The organism is Bacteroides sp. AF39-16AC, assembly GCF_003602735.1.
GTDB lineage: Bacteria > Bacteroidota > Bacteroidia > Bacteroidales > Bacteroidaceae > Bacteroides > Bacteroides uniformis.
Genome location: NZ_QTLN01000032.1, coordinates 1 through 15588 on the forward strand (window position 1 = coordinate 1; position 15588 = coordinate 15588).

Sequence of the window (15588 nt, forward strand, 5' to 3'; positions counted from 1 at the left end):
CGACGCTGTGGGAAACGTCACCGCCGAGAAAGGCTTCGACGGGGCCGTCCGTCATTACCTGCGTGACAGGGGCGGACGCGTCGTCAGGGAGACGCTGCCGTCGGGGACGGAAAGGGAATACGGCTATGACGCCTGCTCGCGCGTCACGCGCGTCTCATACCCCACGGCCGGCGACCCCGACCAGACCTACGCCTACGGGCTGTCCGGCAGGCTGGTGCGGGCATCGAGGGGGGAAAGCACGGTGGAGTTCGCATACAATTCCCTGGGGCTTCCGGTCCGGGAGACGGCCGACGGCAACACCATACTCCGCACCTACGACCATACCGGCAGGATACTCACGCTCGGCAGCACGGCGGGGGCCTCGCTGCGCTACACCCGCAACGCCTACGGGGAGCTTGAGGGGTTCACTGCCACCGGCGGCAGCGACGGCGCGGGCTCGTGGGAATCGGCACACCGCCACGACACGCTGGGCTTCGAGGTGGAGCGCATCCTTCCGGGAGGCATTGTCCGCTCGTTCGCCTATGATGACATAGGCCGTCTGGTGGATGCCCGCACACGCAAGGACTCGCGCACACGGCATATGCGCCGCTACCGCTGGGGCGTTGCCGACAGGCTGTTGTCCGTGGAGGACAGCAGGCGTGGCGAGACACGCTACTCCTATACCCCGACGGGGCAGCTCGAAAGGGCGGAATACCCCGACGGCAGGGTGCAGTGGAGGAAGAGCGACCAGACGGGAAACCTGTATCCCGACCCGGACATGAGGCTGCGCCGTTACCTTGGTGGCGGACGGCTGGAGCAGGACGGCGAATGGCACTGCGAGTACGACGCGGACGGCAACCTGACGGAACGCTACCTCGGCACGGGAAGGTGGCTTGACGGCAAGAAGGACCACTGGAGATACCGGTGGAACGCCGACGGCTCTCTGGCAAAGGTGGTGCGGCCCGACAAGAGGGAGGTGGAGTTCACATACGACGCGCTCGGGCGCAGGCTCTCCAAGAGCTTCGGCACGACCGTGACGCGGTGGGTGTGGAACGGCAACGTGCCGCTGCACCAGTGGAAGCAGCACAGGGAATACTCCGTCGTGGAGGACAGGTGGCACACGGACACGGAACGCCGCGACATGACGGTATGGCTCTTCGACGAGGAGTCCTTCGTGCCGGTGGCAATGATAAAGGAAGGCAGGTCCTACTCGATACTGACCGACCAGCTCGGAACACCAACGGAGGCATACGACACCGAGGGCAAAGAGGTGTGGAGCCGGGTGCTCGACATGGACGGGAACGTCATCGAGGAGACCGGCAACAAGGGGATGGTACCGTTCCTGTTCCAGGGGCAGTATTATGACCGGGAAACAGGGCTGGCGTACAACAGGTTCAGGTATTACTCGCCGAAGATGGGCATGTATGTCTCGCAAGATCCGATTGGATTAGCAAGCGGAGAACCTAATTTTTATGCGTATGTAAGTGATAGTAATCAATTAATTGATCCTTTTGGACTTGCTCACTTGAATTCCCTTACAGCAAAAGCAAATTTCAAACTTTACATTATTTATGAAGACGCAACCAAAACAAAAGTATTAAAGATAGGAAAAGCTAAATCAGACGATGTAATGCCTACCTTAAGTAACAAGAACAGAAGGATGCATAATAGTGAAAGGGCTGCAAAAAGACAATACCCAAATGCCTTTGCAGAAGAATATAGAGATTTGGGATATACTTCTACTCGAAAAGCAATTGGAGCAGAAGCAAAAGAAGTAAGAAAGAGAAGAAATAAAGGAGAACGACTTCCCTTAAATAGGGAAAAAAAGAAATCTTATCAAAGAAATAGCTAATTATGAAATTTAAAATAGTATATAGTTCACAATTAATGAACACAGATTTTAATATTGAGAATCCAAAAGCGGAGGCTTATCTAACCAAAAAAACTAAATTTATTGATAACGATTTATTGGGAAATTGGGTTGTTTTTATTAATGTTATATATTCAAGTGCCTCGTATCTAAGTTCTATATTAATAAGTAAAAAAGGAATTACCTATACGAAAGATTTGGAAAAATATATATCAATAGACATACCCATTCCAACAAAAGAGCAAATCGTATGGGGCATTGATAAAAAATGCACTTCATATCAACCCATTTATAAAGATATTGAAAAACATAATTATATTATTAATTTTGACTATAGTAAGTTTGACAATATACAAGATTATATAGAAGCTGCTATAATTTTTGCTTTAGATAATTTATTTAAAATCGGTTTTACAATAAAAGGAACGAAAATTAAGGAGCATTGGTGAACGTTTTTGTAATTTTGGTTCCCAGGGACAAGAGTACGACAAGGCTATAGAATTAAGCTATAATCGTTTTAGGTACTACTCGCTGTAGATGAGGATGTGTATCTCGCAAGATCCGATTGGACTTGGAGGGAGAATACTAAACTTATACGGATATGTCAGTGACACCAATATAAGTTGTGATTATTTCGGGTTATATTTGCTTATTCCAAATGCACCAACATATTCAGGTGTTTACCATATCAAGCTACCAAATGGTGATGGTTACGTAGGTTCTGCTATAAATATTGGAGAAAGATTAGAATCGAATAATCATCAAACAGCAAAACAAATGATAGAAACTGGAGAATACACAATAACATTTTATGAGGTTGATATGGGAACAGCTACAACCAGGAAAGAACAAAACCATGTACTAAGGCATTTTGAACAGCAAATAATGGATGTTAGTCCTCATAATCAGAATCGTTCGCGCGCGATGAACCAGACATAGCCTATCTTCTGCATGAAATTAAGTACGAGAAACCCCATTTTCAGAATGTGATTGACTCAAAGGATATCGAGAGAGTCTTTTGTGTAAAACCGATGTTTGACAATCCTCGCATAATCCGGCAGTCCGGGGCATTTTTCCTTTATGGTATCAATGGCAATAAAAGCCAACCAGCATCACTCAACTTCAGCTACAAAGTGTACATCATCAATAAAGCGCAGAAGCAGAAGATCAGGAAGCAGCTTGAAGCCCTCGGCATAGACAAATCAACGTTGTTCCCAGAAGTCGAACACGTGGCCGAGCATATAAAGGACAAATATCATCTACCTAAGTAACCTTTCCCTCTTTTTTTAAAAAAACAAGCCGAGCTATCCGTGTAATAGCTCGGCTCTCAGCTTGAAAAAATTACATCAAGTCTTAATCTTATGATATATCTTGAACTTGCAAGCATTTCTCTACTTTGTATAAATAATACCTACATTTTATTATTACAAATGTTACTATTATACGAGAAATTACTATATGCCCTATGAATAGAATGAGGGGAAAGAGCAATACAATCAGACTTATAACAACAAACGGGAACTCAAATTCAGAGAAAAACTTATAAGTCCAATCAAAGCTAACAATTCCAACTACAAATAGCGTAATAAAAAATATAAATCTAATATTTGACCATAGATTTCTACTATATTTCCTACAATCTTCTTGATAAAGGTTATAGCCCGATATAAATAGCTCTATAACTAAAACTATCTGAGAAGTTACTAAAATATAAGTTTTTACAAGTGCTTCATGTTGAGACCCAAACATCCCGATACAAAACAAGCATAAGAAACCGTATAATCCAGCATATAATCCGATGAAACCACAACCTTCCAAATCAAGTTGGTTTTCATCAGTCAGATATTTTAAACGGCGATATGCCTTATCTAAATAGGCACTATTTAATATACATTCACTATTCTCACTTTTTAGACTCTCTGTTATAATATCATTAGCACGAGACAATACCGCCCGTACCGACAACTTTAAATCTTTCTGATATTTACGATAAATTTCAGTCAGTACATGCTTGTTATCAAGATAGTATAATCCAAAGTCAAAAGCAATTATAAATTGTATGAATGCAAGTAGATTAATACATTCTATTCCAGACATTTTTCTATTCAAGTTTTTTAGCTCTCCATTCTTCTCCGTTATGTTTTAATACATATTCAGCAACGTACTGTATTAAATCAACCGGATGGAAAGAATAGCGCAAATTCCCTTTACGATAAGTAACCGATAACATAAGTTCTTTCTTGTCTTTATAAAACCCAATAGCCTCATTATACTTGATTTCTAAGTTCTTTTGGTTTTCTTCCAAAAAGATACTATTGGTTATTTTTTTCAAAGAGTCTATCAATTTCTCGATAGAGCTTTCTACCGGAACTTTCAATAAGGTATGACGCAACTTATAATCAAACTTCAACTCTTTGTTTTTAGATTCATAGTATTCCTTATCAACAGCAATAACCACAAATTTTCCTTTCCCGATTAATTTTGCTGCGTCGGCATCTACTTTTCTGCATAGTAATTTATCACCATTAGAGATGTCTTCAGGTGACATAGAGGAGCCTTCAACAGTAAATATTAAGGGATTCTCAGATTGTTTATACTTAGAAATGTCTAACATTGAATTTTCACACGGAATCCTATCTGGTAACATTTCAAGACCTTTCAACGGAGTTACACTCAACGTAGGATCTCCAGCCGCCACACTCATAGTACCATCGGCATTCATACCGTTGGTATGCACTTCTTTCCCAAAGGCAAAGTGATAAAGATTAGATACTAACTGTTTCAATTTCAACATATTAATTAATAGTATGCGTCTAAGCGCACATTTATGATTCGCAAAGTTAGCGTTTTTTCTCATAACTCGCAAGTTTATAGGGGTTAAACATCAATAATGCCATCGTATGAGGGTCTTGCCTGAACTGTAACAAGAGGATTACACAACAGTCCTCACTCACTAATAAAACATTCTACCATAAAAACAAAAAGAATGCAATGAATGATTACGGTTTAACCTCTTTTGTTTAAAAGCCGGTTTGCTTTGCCTGTGATGAATTGAATAGCAGGATGAAAAAAGAGACTATGTAAGATAATATTTTTGTGAGGAGGGCAGCCTGTAAGCAGTGTTTCTTCTATTTTGTCGGTTAATAAATTTAATTGATTGCTTGTTAAGTTCAAGGGAAAATTCTATATTTGCGAAATATGATATCCTCCTTCTTGTCTTGAAAGCGGTCTGACTGCTTTAACCAAGGCGAAATGTCTTGGTTTTATAATAAATAATAAGATCAGCATGGCAGAATTAAAGGCAACCGTGTGCTTGCAAGGGAAGGATATAGAAGTGATTTCATCACATATTGAATTTAACCGCAAGACAGATAATAAAGGAAGGCCAGTGACAAATGTTATTGGCGGACGTATTACCATAACCGTTGAATCTACCAGAGAAACTACTATTCTTGAAGCAATGGTAAACAGTCCTTTCAAAGCGATAAGCGGCAAGGTGATTTATTACAACACTAAGGATAATTCAATCTTTCGTGTCGTGGAGTTCAAATATGCGTATATCGTATATTACAAAGAGGTTTACAATGTTGACAGGAAACGCCAAATGTATTCCACCATCACATTTTCTGCGGATATTATTATGATAGGAGACGCATATTTAAGCAATCAATGGTAAGAAGAAACATGAAATTTAATCGTATGGATATTATTGTATTAAGAAATATCACTAACTTTGTTCATTGTGGATGTGGTGATAATGGATTTGCAGCGTCGTTTACTATTTCAATATTTAATGTTCTTATTGCTACATTTTTGTTTTCCAATGGAGTTAAAATAGAATTATGTTAATAACAAAGGTATGAATACTTTGATTCTTGATTTTTTAAACAGCTATGCTGATAATACCAATCCTCAGTATGCCGTGATGCTGAAAGGAAAATGGGGATGTGGCAAAACTCATCTTATAAAAGAATGGAAGAAGAGGTTTGATGGGACCGCAGATACTGACGAGGAAATTACGCTAAAGCCCATTTATATTTCGACCTATGGAATGGATAGCGTGAATGACATCAAGACAGCTATAGATAGGGAATTAAATCCTTTCTTCTATTCGAAAACGGGGCGTTTCATAAAGGGAATTTTGAAATTAGCCGGTAAGGTAGTCTTCAAGACAAGTATGGATTTTAATGAAGACTCTAAAGAGGATGGTTCATTTTCCGCAACACTGGATTCGTTGTCGTTACTACAAGTGAAAGACGACAGTATAAAAGGTGTAAAGTTTCTGATATTCGATGACATCGAAAGGTGCCTGATAGAGATGAAGGAATTGTTAGGCTTTATCAACTATTTTGTAGAACATTGTAATTGCCATGTTGTCGTAATTGGAGATGAGAACCACCTTGAAGAACTTTCCAAGGCTGTATTGGATGAGTTTAAGGAAAAGACCATAGGCAGGGAATTTGAAATACAACCTGACATAGAAGAAGCCATCGAATACTTCCTTGGCGAAGTACCGGTATCCGATTATTTGAAAGAAATGCGTGATTTCATTATTGCCTGTTTTAAGTGTACAAAATCCGACAACTTACGGGTTTTGAGACAATGTTTATATGATTTTAAAAGCCACTTAAACAAACTTCCTCCCGAGCTGGTTGAAAAGGATAATATCTTTCTCAAAAATATTCTTGGGTCATTTATTGCAGTGTATGCAGAGTATAATAACAGTGAGAACAAAGAGGTAATTTGTAATTGGAGTAGAGATTGTCGGATTTCACTACTCCAAGATAATAATGAGGATAAGCAAAGGATACAGCATCTAAGGGAAAAATATCACTCTTTGAACAAGGAGCTAATTTATAATGTCTTAAATCCGGAGTATGTTACGGCTATTATACAATATATTATCACAGGTGCTCCACTTGTAGAATTTATTGTTACGGAGATAAGGGATAAGCAAAAAGGATTGAAACCTTGGAAAATGCTATCCGGCTTTTTCGATATGGAGCAGCAAAAACTTGAAAGTATTTGTCAGGATACTATAACATCCATATTGGATAGAGAGATAAAAGACGCTTATCAACTTGGTTATAGTATTGCGTATCTATCATATTTTCACGCTATTGGCATTTTCTATTTTATACAGGCTTATGTCTCTTTAATAAAAGTAAGAATAGCAGAGATGATTGATATCCAAACCAGTTTAGAGGAACTTTATCAGCTAAGAGGGCTTTTTATTAGTGGATGTAATTATGTAACCACAGATTCCAAGACCTCAATAACGGATGATATTGTGGACTATTTCTTGCAGAAGATGAAATCAAAGATAAATGAGTTGCCGGATCAAATGCAAAAAGCACTGCGTAATTTGACTGAAGGAACAGTAGAACAACTTATAATTATAGACAGATTGCCTTATCCAGATAAAAGTTGTACATACGAACTTCGTGCTATATTTGCATCTGAAGATGCCAATGCTCTTTTTGATGCTATCTGCAAACTAAGCAATAAAAGTAAAAATACTTTTACGCAATTTCTTGCTTATCATTATAATTTTGACTATGACCTACAAGATGTGGGAAACAGATATAAGGCAGATGTTCCTTGTTTACTCAAGTTGAAAGATTTGGTCGGTAATGAAATCAGTATATCAAAAGGGGTGGATAAACTTGCCTTCATAAGGTTAAAAGATGCCTTGATTGAAGCTATTAGGAGGTGTGAAGGCAAAAATGATACATTGCCACCAATGTAGAAGCTAAAAATGGCATATCGCAAAAAACGGATATGCGATGAAAGAATATTATCTCTATTTGACTAAAAACAGAAGATATTAATAGCTATAAATGAGAATGGGTGGTGGCGGGGAATCGGGAGGTTATAAAGGGAGAAAGGATGCCATAAAAGAGTAGAGCCGTCGGCAGACCGGAGCGCAAAAAAATCCCTCTGCCCGGTCATCGCGACCATGCAGAGGGAACGGTTAAATTATGATTATGTCAAGCAGCTTCGGCAATAGCTTCGTGTTTGGCAGCCTGTGGTTGTTCGGCCTCTTTCAGACTTTCATCAATCCTGTGCTGAAGTTCCTTACATTCCTGTTTGAGCCTTGACAGCTCATCAGCCTTGCTCCACTGGCGACAAACGATTTTCTGCAATGTAGGAATTTCGCTTTCTATCCGCTCTACCGCCTTTTGTTGCTTCTCGATAAGAGAGGGCAATTTGCTTAATGCTCCATGCGGATATTGCGCCGACTCAACGAAACCAAGCGGCAGCGCACCGCTTAGGCCGCATCGGTATTTCAACCCACTTATACCCTCTACAAAGAATGTATTGCGGTCAAACGTACCGTCCATATTATACTCGCTATGTACCAACAAGTTCAGTCCTGCATATGTGCCAACTGTGCCATACGCTCCGTTGCGGTAGGTCTTGGCTATACGGTGCAACTCCCGACCAACTTCCTCGGTACTGGCTTGCGGTAAGTTTAAAAGCAGGGTTGCCTTTGCCCCATTATACGAGTTGATGTATTCCAAATCCCTCTTGAAATCGGCCTCAGTACGCTTTGCCTTTTCGATTTCTCCCTGACCGGCAGCTATTTTACGCTCGGCACGGATGCGTTCTTTCTTGAAAATAGCCTGTTCCTTTTCAAGCTGCATAATCTTGTTGTCGAGCTTCGTCTTGTTCAGCAAGTCGTTATTGCCTGACAGAATAGCCACGAACTCGGCGAAGTTCATACCGCTGTCCTCATCCATGCCTCCCTCGTCAATACGGCGCACGGCGATTGTGCCGTTGTTAATTTGATTGATAAACATCTGCTTGTTTTTCAACAGATTAAACTTGTAGGCGTCGAGGGTCTTTTCCGTACCATAAATTACGATATCCACCACATTGTCACCCCACAGCTTTACAGTGTTGCCTTTGCGTACTGCCCTGCCATTGCGTTGCTCCATGTCAGCAGGTCGATCGGGTAGGTCAAGGGCATTACTGCCCTCTTCCCCCCTCAGAACCGTACGTGAGGGTTTCCCCTCATACGGCTCAAGCTTTTCAAAGTCTCTGTTCGTGTGCAGAGACCGGCTCATCCTACTTCTTGTTTCCATTGTTTTTACGGGATAATTTGAAACATTCATCATGAACCAACAGATTGCATTTCCGTCCGTCTTGTACGGTCGGCATTACATTCCATGCCTTATGCGTGTCAATCGGTTCACCACATATCGGACATTTCCGACCTTGCTTTTCCCATAGGTAAAGCAGGGATTTACGTCCTTTCAGCGTCACAAGCATCTTTGACTTCATTCTTTTATTGAAGTACAGGCGGCAGTCTGCGTCAAACGGATTCATGTCCCCCTTTATCTGCGTATATTGCAGAAAAGGAAACGAAGATGCCAGTTTCAACAAGGTAAGTTGGTCTTCTTTGCCGTTTGATTTCTTGAACTTAGCCGCAAAAGTCCAGCTGTTCCCTCGGATATTGTGCCAATAGCGGTCTTTTATCCACTGTTTCCCTTTCTTGGAATGACGGCGTTTAGCCCATTGCCACAAGGCGAGAAATATCTGATGGTCGATTCTGTGAAAAGAATCACGTGTCGCCCCATGCTGATAATATGCTCCCCATCCTCGAATTTTAGCATTCAACATCCTGATTAATGATTCCTGCTTGCAACCCTTATGACCTTTTGTCACCTTACGGATATTCTCCATAAAGCGTTTTTCGGCTTTCTTGGTCGGCTTGGTCAATATTTCATTGCCGAATTTGCGGATGTTGAAACCGAGAAAATCGAAACCGTCACGGATATTGGTTATCACCGTCTTTTCTTCTGATAAGGTCAGACCTCTTTCAGACATAAAGTCGGCTACCAATGGCTTGATTTCCTTTTCAAGTGTTTCACGGTTCTCGCAGGTAATTATAAAGTCATCAGCGTAACGGACAAGATTCACCATTGGCGAATATAACTTACCTTTGATTCTAACTCGTTTATATTTCTCTGCAAGGACTTTCTGCAATCCGTCCAATGTCATATTGGCAAGCGTGGGAGAGATAATGCCACCTTGTGGCGTTCCCTCCTCTGTCGGGAACATCTGTTTGTTGAAGATATAGCCGCATTTCAACCATTTTCGGAGTATTGCCTTGTCCATAGGGATGTTGGCAAGCAGCCATTCATGGCTGATGTGGTCGAAGCACCCCTTTATGTCACCCTCCAGAATCCATTCGGGAGAATAGCCTTTTCGGAGAATGTTATGGCATTGCATTACCGCGTCCATACAGCGGCGTTCCTTGCGGAAACCGTATGAACGTGAGTCGGCTGTTGTTTCCGACACTGGTTCTAATGCCATAAGGTAGAGTGCTTGCATGGCTCTGTCTTTCATTGTCGGTATTCCCAACGGTCGCAGTTTGCCATTACTCTTTTTGATGTGGACTCTTCTCAATGGCTTCGGCTGGTAGCCTCTGCGTTTGAGTTCGCTTATCGCTTGTGTTTTTGCTTCGGGTTTCTCCCATGTTTCCATGTCCACTCCGGGGGTGTTGCCACCTCCGTTAGAAGTAACTCTCTTTACGGCTAAGGCTTTTGCGTAAAAAGAGTGGGTCAGCGTCCACTGCAAGGCTTTCACCTTGTTGTATCTGCCTTCCTTCTGAGCCTTTACAATTCGTGCTTGTAGCTTTCTGACAGCCAACTCCGCTTTAGTCCAGTCTATTCTGTCCCAAAGTGTTTGCTGATTGTCAGCAGGCGCACACGATGTCTTGTTTTCGTTCATTTGCTTTCCTCCTTTTGAAAGTTCTAAAAGTTAATTGTAAAGAATCACCATTTGACAACATTCGGTTTGATTGCCTACCTAATGTCGTCACAGAAGTCTGCCCACTTTCGTGTCGGATGATGTCGCCCACATCAGCCCGTGATGTCGGTTCAATCCGTATCCGCTCCATTACAGAACGGCATTCGCTTTTTCTGTTATCTTATACCTGCACACCATTCGGCTTTCATTGCTGTCAGCTTACCTGTCATTTTTACATGACAGGAGATATACAGGCTTACCATGTTCCACATAGATAACTAACGGATAGGTTAGGTTCTGTCTCATCCTCCGGCGGTGCTTATATCCGTGTAATCCTACCATGGAGAGGATTAACCGACCGCTTCCCTTTTGGGTAGAGTGTGCCAGTATCTTACACTCTTTCGTGACATTACGAAGTTTACTAACAGTTCGCTTGCGCTAACCATACTATCCAGCCTCGCCACTCTACGGTATGATACTAACCGTACTTGACTTCCCCTCACGGTTCTGTCTTGTCTTGCGAAAGTGTACTTCGTCCCGACCGCTTAATACAACATTAAGGTGCATCGGTCGGTAGGCTACCGCTGACGGAACAGCGGGTTAAAGCTGATACCCGTAAGTATCATTCCAACAATTATCTATGCGACTTCATGTCGCACCCAAGGTATTTCAAGGTGATGCACCGCCACAGCCCTTTGTTGGGCGTTCACACCTGTGCCTAACATGGTCGTACTTCCAAAAAGAACTCGCACCTTGCCGTTGTTCATTTCTTCAAACAGCTTTTTTCTTGCCCTCTCGGTAGTGGCGCATTGGATAAACTGTATTTCATCAGCAGGAATACCGAGCCGTACCAACTTTTCTTTGATGTCGGTATATATGTTCCATTCGTTCGGTTTGTATGTACCAAGGTCGCTGAACACGAACTGTGTACCCCGATTGTCATTCGAGCGTATATAGTAGTCATAGATTGTCCTCGCACAGATAGAAGCCTTGTTATCGGCATCATCCTTGAACTTGCAACCCAACAAGCGCATATCAAGAGCCATTTTTCGGGCTACATTGGTCGCAACCAACATTTTCGCCTTGTCGAGGTTGTCAGGTTGCGGAACGTCAAGCCCCAAGTCCTCCCACTGGCCGCTACCGGCAAAAGATACCAAGCGTCCTATCATTTCCTCCTGCTCAATTGTCGGGGGATAAGAGAGGAAACGCACGTTCTTCTCAGGCACATCAAGATTTATCATGTCGGCTGTACGATAATCCGTAATCTCACGCAGGAACATTGCCAGTTCTGGTACTTTGATGTAAGTACGAAAACGCTCTTTGCGCTTCACCGAGCCTGTCACGTTCAACTCATAATCTGCCGTTTTCTTTGTGAATATGGCTGCCCACGCATCGAAACAGCTAATCCGTTGCCGTTGAAGCTCCTGCGGACGCAAATACTTGAACATCACATATAGTTCGGTCAGTGCATTTACCACCACTGTACCCGACAGAAACGTAGCCCCAAGGTCACGACCTGTACGAAGTTGGATGTCACGAATGGCGAACAAGAGGTTCATTGCCCTTTGAGAGCCTTTGGTGTTGCCGATACCTGCCACACGGTTATGGCGTGTCTGGAACATTAAGTTCTTGAAAATATGGCACTCATCTACAAAAATATGGTCTATTCCCATTGTGTGGAAGTCCACAGCATCGTCTTTCCGATTATTGATTTTCATATGCAGTTCTTGTAATTTAGCCCCAAGGTTCTGTTTGCGCTTTTCTAACCCCTCCTGCATCTTTCCGCTACGGTAACGCATAGTGGACTGCTCCAAAAATTCAAGGTTACGTTCCACATCGGCAAGCTCTTCCGTGAATATATCTATCATGGTCTCTTCTGACTGCGGTATCTTGGCGAACTGGTCGTGCGTGAGTATGATGCAGTCCCAGTTGTTGTTCTTGATTTTTGAAAAGACCTCTTGCCTGTTGGCAGGGGTAAAATCGTCCTTGCCCGGATAGAGAACTTTGGCCGTAGGGTATGCCTTGCGGAACGTATCGGCGATTTCGTGCACATTGGCTTTCAGCCCGATAATAAGCGGCTTGTGTGCCAATCCGAGACGTTTCATTTCGTAGGCGGCAACACACATTATCATCGTCTTGCCTGTGCCTACCTCGTGCCAACAGATACCGCCTCCGTTCTGCTTAATCATCCAGATAGCATCTTTCTGTGAGGGATAGAGGCTATCGTATGGAAATTGCTCGAAAGAGAGCTGCGGAAAGGTTTGTGCCGAACCGTCATAGTGCGGCCTGACATAGCAGTTGAAACGCTCATTATACACCCTCACCAGCTCGTCCCGAACCTCTATCGGCTGCCTGTCAAGCCAGCGGTTGAAACGGTCTCTAATCTCCTGTATCTTGGTGGCTGCCTCCTGTATGGCTTCCTCGTCCGGTACACGCACCTTATCACCATTGCGGTATATCTCTTTCGTGATTTCAGGTACAGTATCATGCAGGGCATGAACAAACAAATCCCCACCGTCATAGTTACGAACGAAATAGGTGTTGTAAGCCACCGGAGAGTAACTTTGCAGACGTACCATGTAGGTGTCGTTCACATCGAAATACATTACGCTTGTCTCGGTCTCGAAAAGTTCAGTTGCAAAATCGGCATATAACTTAGTGTCAATCCAACGCTCACCCATGTTAATGTCGAGTTCCTCGTAGGGTATCGCTTCGGGTGTCACATCCGCCAAAGCCTTTACAGCAGTTTCCGTCCAATCTTTTTCCCTGTCCGTGAGTTCGGACAAGTAAGAACCTATCTCCTTGCATTTGGCTATGACATTGCCTGAAAGGAACTTGCCTTTATGCTCCCACTCCCCGATAGCGGGATTGTAAAATATTTCACCTTTGAGGTCGCCGATGATTTCTTCCTCGGCACTGTCCGTGGACTGCATCAGGTAGTCCATATCAACCTTGCCGTAGAAATTCAAGCTGCTTGCCAACGCTTCAATCGGTGTCAGCCGTTTGTTCGGGTCTATCTTCTTGAACGCCACAGGTTCACGCATGATGTCGGACTTGACTAAATCTTTTCCAAGCTGCATTTCTATTGTAAAGACTTCCACACCGAGGCTGTCAAGCATGATAAACTCCTTGTTGTCGTTCTCGTGGAAACAGCCCCATTTGGCAACAAAGGCATCGTATCGGGCGTTCAGCTCTCTACGCAATCCGTTATCCTCTTTTTGTTCTTCCCTCTCTTTAATTGACAGTTCAAAGTATGCTTTGCGTATAGGGAAATAGTCTTTCGCCCTATCTGTATTGACCTTACCCTCGTCCACCGGCACAAAATCAATGGCTACCTCTTGATAAAGACTTGATTTTCGATATTGGATAGTACCCACCTGGCCCTCAAACAGTACCATTGCGCCATCTTTCATCCATGCTTCCACCCCATCCGTGTAGGCTCGTTTACCTTTTTCTACTTGTTTCATCGCTACATTCCCGAAAAGGGACATTTGCATATGTTCGCTGCCCTGTCCGTTCCCTGTGAAAAGACTTTTGCGGAAATATCGGCCAAAGTCGAGTTTCAGCAGTGCGGCGAGATATTGCGACATAGCATTTTCATTTCCCTGCCATTGGTATTTGCGCACATATTTTCCGTATTGGTTCTGTACAATGCGGCTACCTGTTGCAAGGGTGGTTTTCGGCATGGTAAACAATTTGTTAGCGTATTCGGTCATTGTGCCTATGGCGTCCGCCTTTTCCCTGCCTACTTGTAAAAACAGTTGTTCCCGTTGTGAGAGTACCGTCTTGTGCGTGTGCTTTTGGAATATCAGCAGGTCACTGCCTACCTCTATACCGCTTGTCTGCATGAAAAGCATATCGGGCAGACGGATTGCACTTATCAGGTCTGCATGATTTACAAGATATTCACGCACGAACTTGTTACCGGGCGTGTCGGCTATGCCCCTCGATGTGATGAAAGCCAATAATCCACCCTCATTCAACAACTCCATCGCTTTGACAAAAAAGTAGTTGTGTATGGTCTTGGTGGCCTGTTCGTACATACCGCCTTTCTTCCACAGCTCCGCATCGAATACCCGGAAATTGCCAAACGGGATGTTGGAGGCTATGACATCGAAAGTTGTATGCTCAAAACCTTGTTCTCCAATGGTTTCAAATGCAGCCGTCCGTGTTAGCGTGTTCTCATGGAGCAGGGAAAGTATCATCCCCGAAATGAGATCTTTCTCAATGGCATAGTCATACGTGCCGGACATGGCTATGGGCAGAAAACCGCCTATACCTGCACTCGGTTCGAGAAATGAACGCATTTTGAGGCCGTTTTCGCTGAACGTGGCGTGTATCTGCCGCACCACTGCATCAACAAGGAATTTAGGAGTGTAAAATGCTGTCAGTACAGATGCTTTGATACCCTCTATGACATTGTGTCGCATGGGTTCTGTGAAATGAGGGTAAGCATTGATTAACTCCTGCAATCTTTGTATCGGTTCTTGCATATCACCACTTATGGGCTTGTCCGTACCTATATTCAACACTTCTTTGATACCCCCGAAACCAGAATATCGGGATAAAATTTCTTTTTCTTCCGCAGTGGCCTGCCTGCCTTGAACTTGGATTTTCATTGCCGTTTCTATGGCTTCCACGTTCGCTACCAATGATTTCAATTTGTTGTAACTCATAATTTAACCTTTCTTTTTTTCCCTTTTTTCGGCCTGTTTGCGACCTTTGGGATTTATTTTTCTGCCTCCAAAAGGTGGCGGAAACAATCTGACAAGGCTGATGCGGAAAAATACGCTCGACAGACGGAGAGGAAGATTTTTGCGGCTCACTCGCGGCGGAACGCCGGCATTGGCAAGATTGGAGCAGCCTATTACCTTTGCGGGAAAATAAGTCCACGAGAGGTCGCACGGCAGCAGCAAAACGATAATAAATGACAATCAAATAGAAAGGGATGAATAAAACTGTAAAACAGGGGTGTTAAAACA

Annotated in this window: 10 protein-coding genes and 1 pseudogene; 6 read left to right on the forward strand and 5 right to left on the reverse strand. The window is 43.3% G+C overall.

Annotated elements, in window-relative coordinates:
- The 4 genes and pseudogenes from DW039_RS18585 to DW039_RS18600 all read left to right on the forward strand — a co-directional run.
- On the forward strand, positions 1-1831 hold a 1831-nt coding region (locus tag DW039_RS18585), incomplete at its 5' end, for an RHS repeat domain-containing protein (RefSeq protein ID WP_305764567.1).
- A 2-nt stretch (positions 1832-1833) separates the two neighbouring features.
- Positions 1834-2298 (forward strand): Imm9 family immunity protein, encoded by a 465-nt coding sequence (gene imm9 / locus DW039_RS18590; RefSeq protein ID WP_117848600.1) that lies wholly within the window; start codon positions 1834-1836, stop codon positions 2296-2298.
- Between the two features lie 196 nt (positions 2299-2494).
- Entirely contained in the window at positions 2495-2788 is a 294-nt protein-coding gene (locus DW039_RS18595; protein ID WP_133302545.1) for a hypothetical protein, read from the forward strand.
- A pseudogene (locus tag DW039_RS18600) lies at positions 2776-3120 on the forward strand (FRG domain-containing protein); the annotation flags it as partial. The gene DW039_RS18595 and the pseudogene DW039_RS18600, both read left to right, overlap by 13 nt.
- Positions 3121-3208: 88 nt before the next feature.
- Here DW039_RS18600 and DW039_RS18605 read toward each other — a convergent pair.
- Both DW039_RS18605 and DW039_RS18610 read right to left on the reverse strand, forming a co-directional pair.
- Entirely contained in the window at positions 3209-3946 is a 738-nt protein-coding gene (locus DW039_RS18605; RefSeq protein WP_118356396.1) for a hypothetical protein, read from the reverse strand.
- 4 nt (positions 3947-3950) lie between these two features.
- Positions 3951-4706 carry a hypothetical protein gene (locus tag DW039_RS18610; protein ID WP_032565870.1) on the reverse strand — a complete coding sequence of 252 codons (756 nt, stop codon included), beginning with the start codon at positions 4704-4706 and terminating at the stop codon, positions 3951-3953.
- Between the two features lie 429 nt (positions 4707-5135).
- Here DW039_RS18610 and tssD point away from each other — a divergent pair, with 429 nt between their 5' ends.
- Both tssD and DW039_RS18625 read left to right on the forward strand, forming a co-directional pair.
- The gene (tssD, locus tag DW039_RS18615) at positions 5136-5525 is read left to right on the forward strand and encodes a type VI secretion system tube protein TssD (RefSeq protein WP_004308665.1); all 390 of its coding nucleotides are present in this window, start codon (positions 5136-5138) and stop codon (positions 5523-5525) included.
- A 183-nt stretch (positions 5526-5708) separates the two neighbouring features.
- Positions 5709-7598, forward strand: a complete 1890-nt coding sequence (locus DW039_RS18625) for a P-loop NTPase fold protein (RefSeq protein ID WP_118356394.1) — start codon at positions 5709-5711, stop codon at positions 7596-7598.
- A 241-nt stretch (positions 7599-7839) separates the two neighbouring features.
- On the opposite strand, the gene DW039_RS18630 is transcribed toward DW039_RS18625, so the two are convergent.
- From DW039_RS18630 to DW039_RS18645, 3 genes are all read right to left on the reverse strand, one after another.
- Complete coding sequence (locus DW039_RS18630) at positions 7840-8937, reverse strand: DNA methylase (RefSeq protein WP_118356398.1); 1098 nt, start codon at positions 8935-8937, stop codon at positions 7840-7842.
- Positions 8921-10588 carry a group II intron reverse transcriptase/maturase gene (ltrA, locus tag DW039_RS18635; RefSeq protein WP_004323414.1) on the reverse strand — a complete coding sequence of 556 codons (1668 nt, stop codon included), beginning with the start codon at positions 10586-10588 and terminating at the stop codon, positions 8921-8923. Before ltrA ends, DW039_RS18630 begins: the two co-directional genes overlap by 17 nt.
- A 656-nt stretch (positions 10589-11244) precedes the next feature.
- Complete coding sequence (locus DW039_RS18645; RefSeq protein WP_118356393.1) at positions 11245-15282, reverse strand: N-6 DNA methylase; 4038 nt, start codon at positions 15280-15282, stop codon at positions 11245-11247.
- Between the last annotated feature and the right edge of the window lie 306 nt (positions 15283-15588).

Bases quoted from the DNA above. Each gene is read 5' to 3' on its own strand.
- DW039_RS18625 (WP_118356394.1), top strand. From the start codon at position 5,709: ATGAATACTTTGATTCTTGATTTTTTAAACAGCTATGCTGATAATACC.
- DW039_RS18605 (WP_118356396.1), bottom strand. From the start codon at position 3,946: ATGTCTGGAATAGAATGTATTAATCTACTTGCATTCATACAATTTATA.
- DW039_RS18645 (WP_118356393.1), bottom strand. From the start codon at position 15,282: ATGAGTTACAACAAATTGAAATCATTGGTAGCGAACGTGGAAGCCATA.
- imm9 (WP_117848600.1), top strand. From the start codon at position 1,834: ATGAAATTTAAAATAGTATATAGTTCACAATTAATGAACACAGATTTT.
- ltrA (WP_004323414.1), bottom strand. From the start codon at position 10,588: ATGAACGAAAACAAGACATCGTGTGCGCCTGCTGACAATCAGCAAACA.
- DW039_RS18630 (WP_118356398.1), bottom strand. From the start codon at position 8,937: ATGGAAACAAGAAGTAGGATGAGCCGGTCTCTGCACACGAACAGAGAC.
- DW039_RS18610 (WP_032565870.1), bottom strand. From the start codon at position 4,706: ATGAGAAAAAACGCTAACTTTGCGAATCATAAATGTGCGCTTAGACGC.
- tssD (WP_004308665.1), top strand. From the start codon at position 5,136: ATGGCAGAATTAAAGGCAACCGTGTGCTTGCAAGGGAAGGATATAGAA.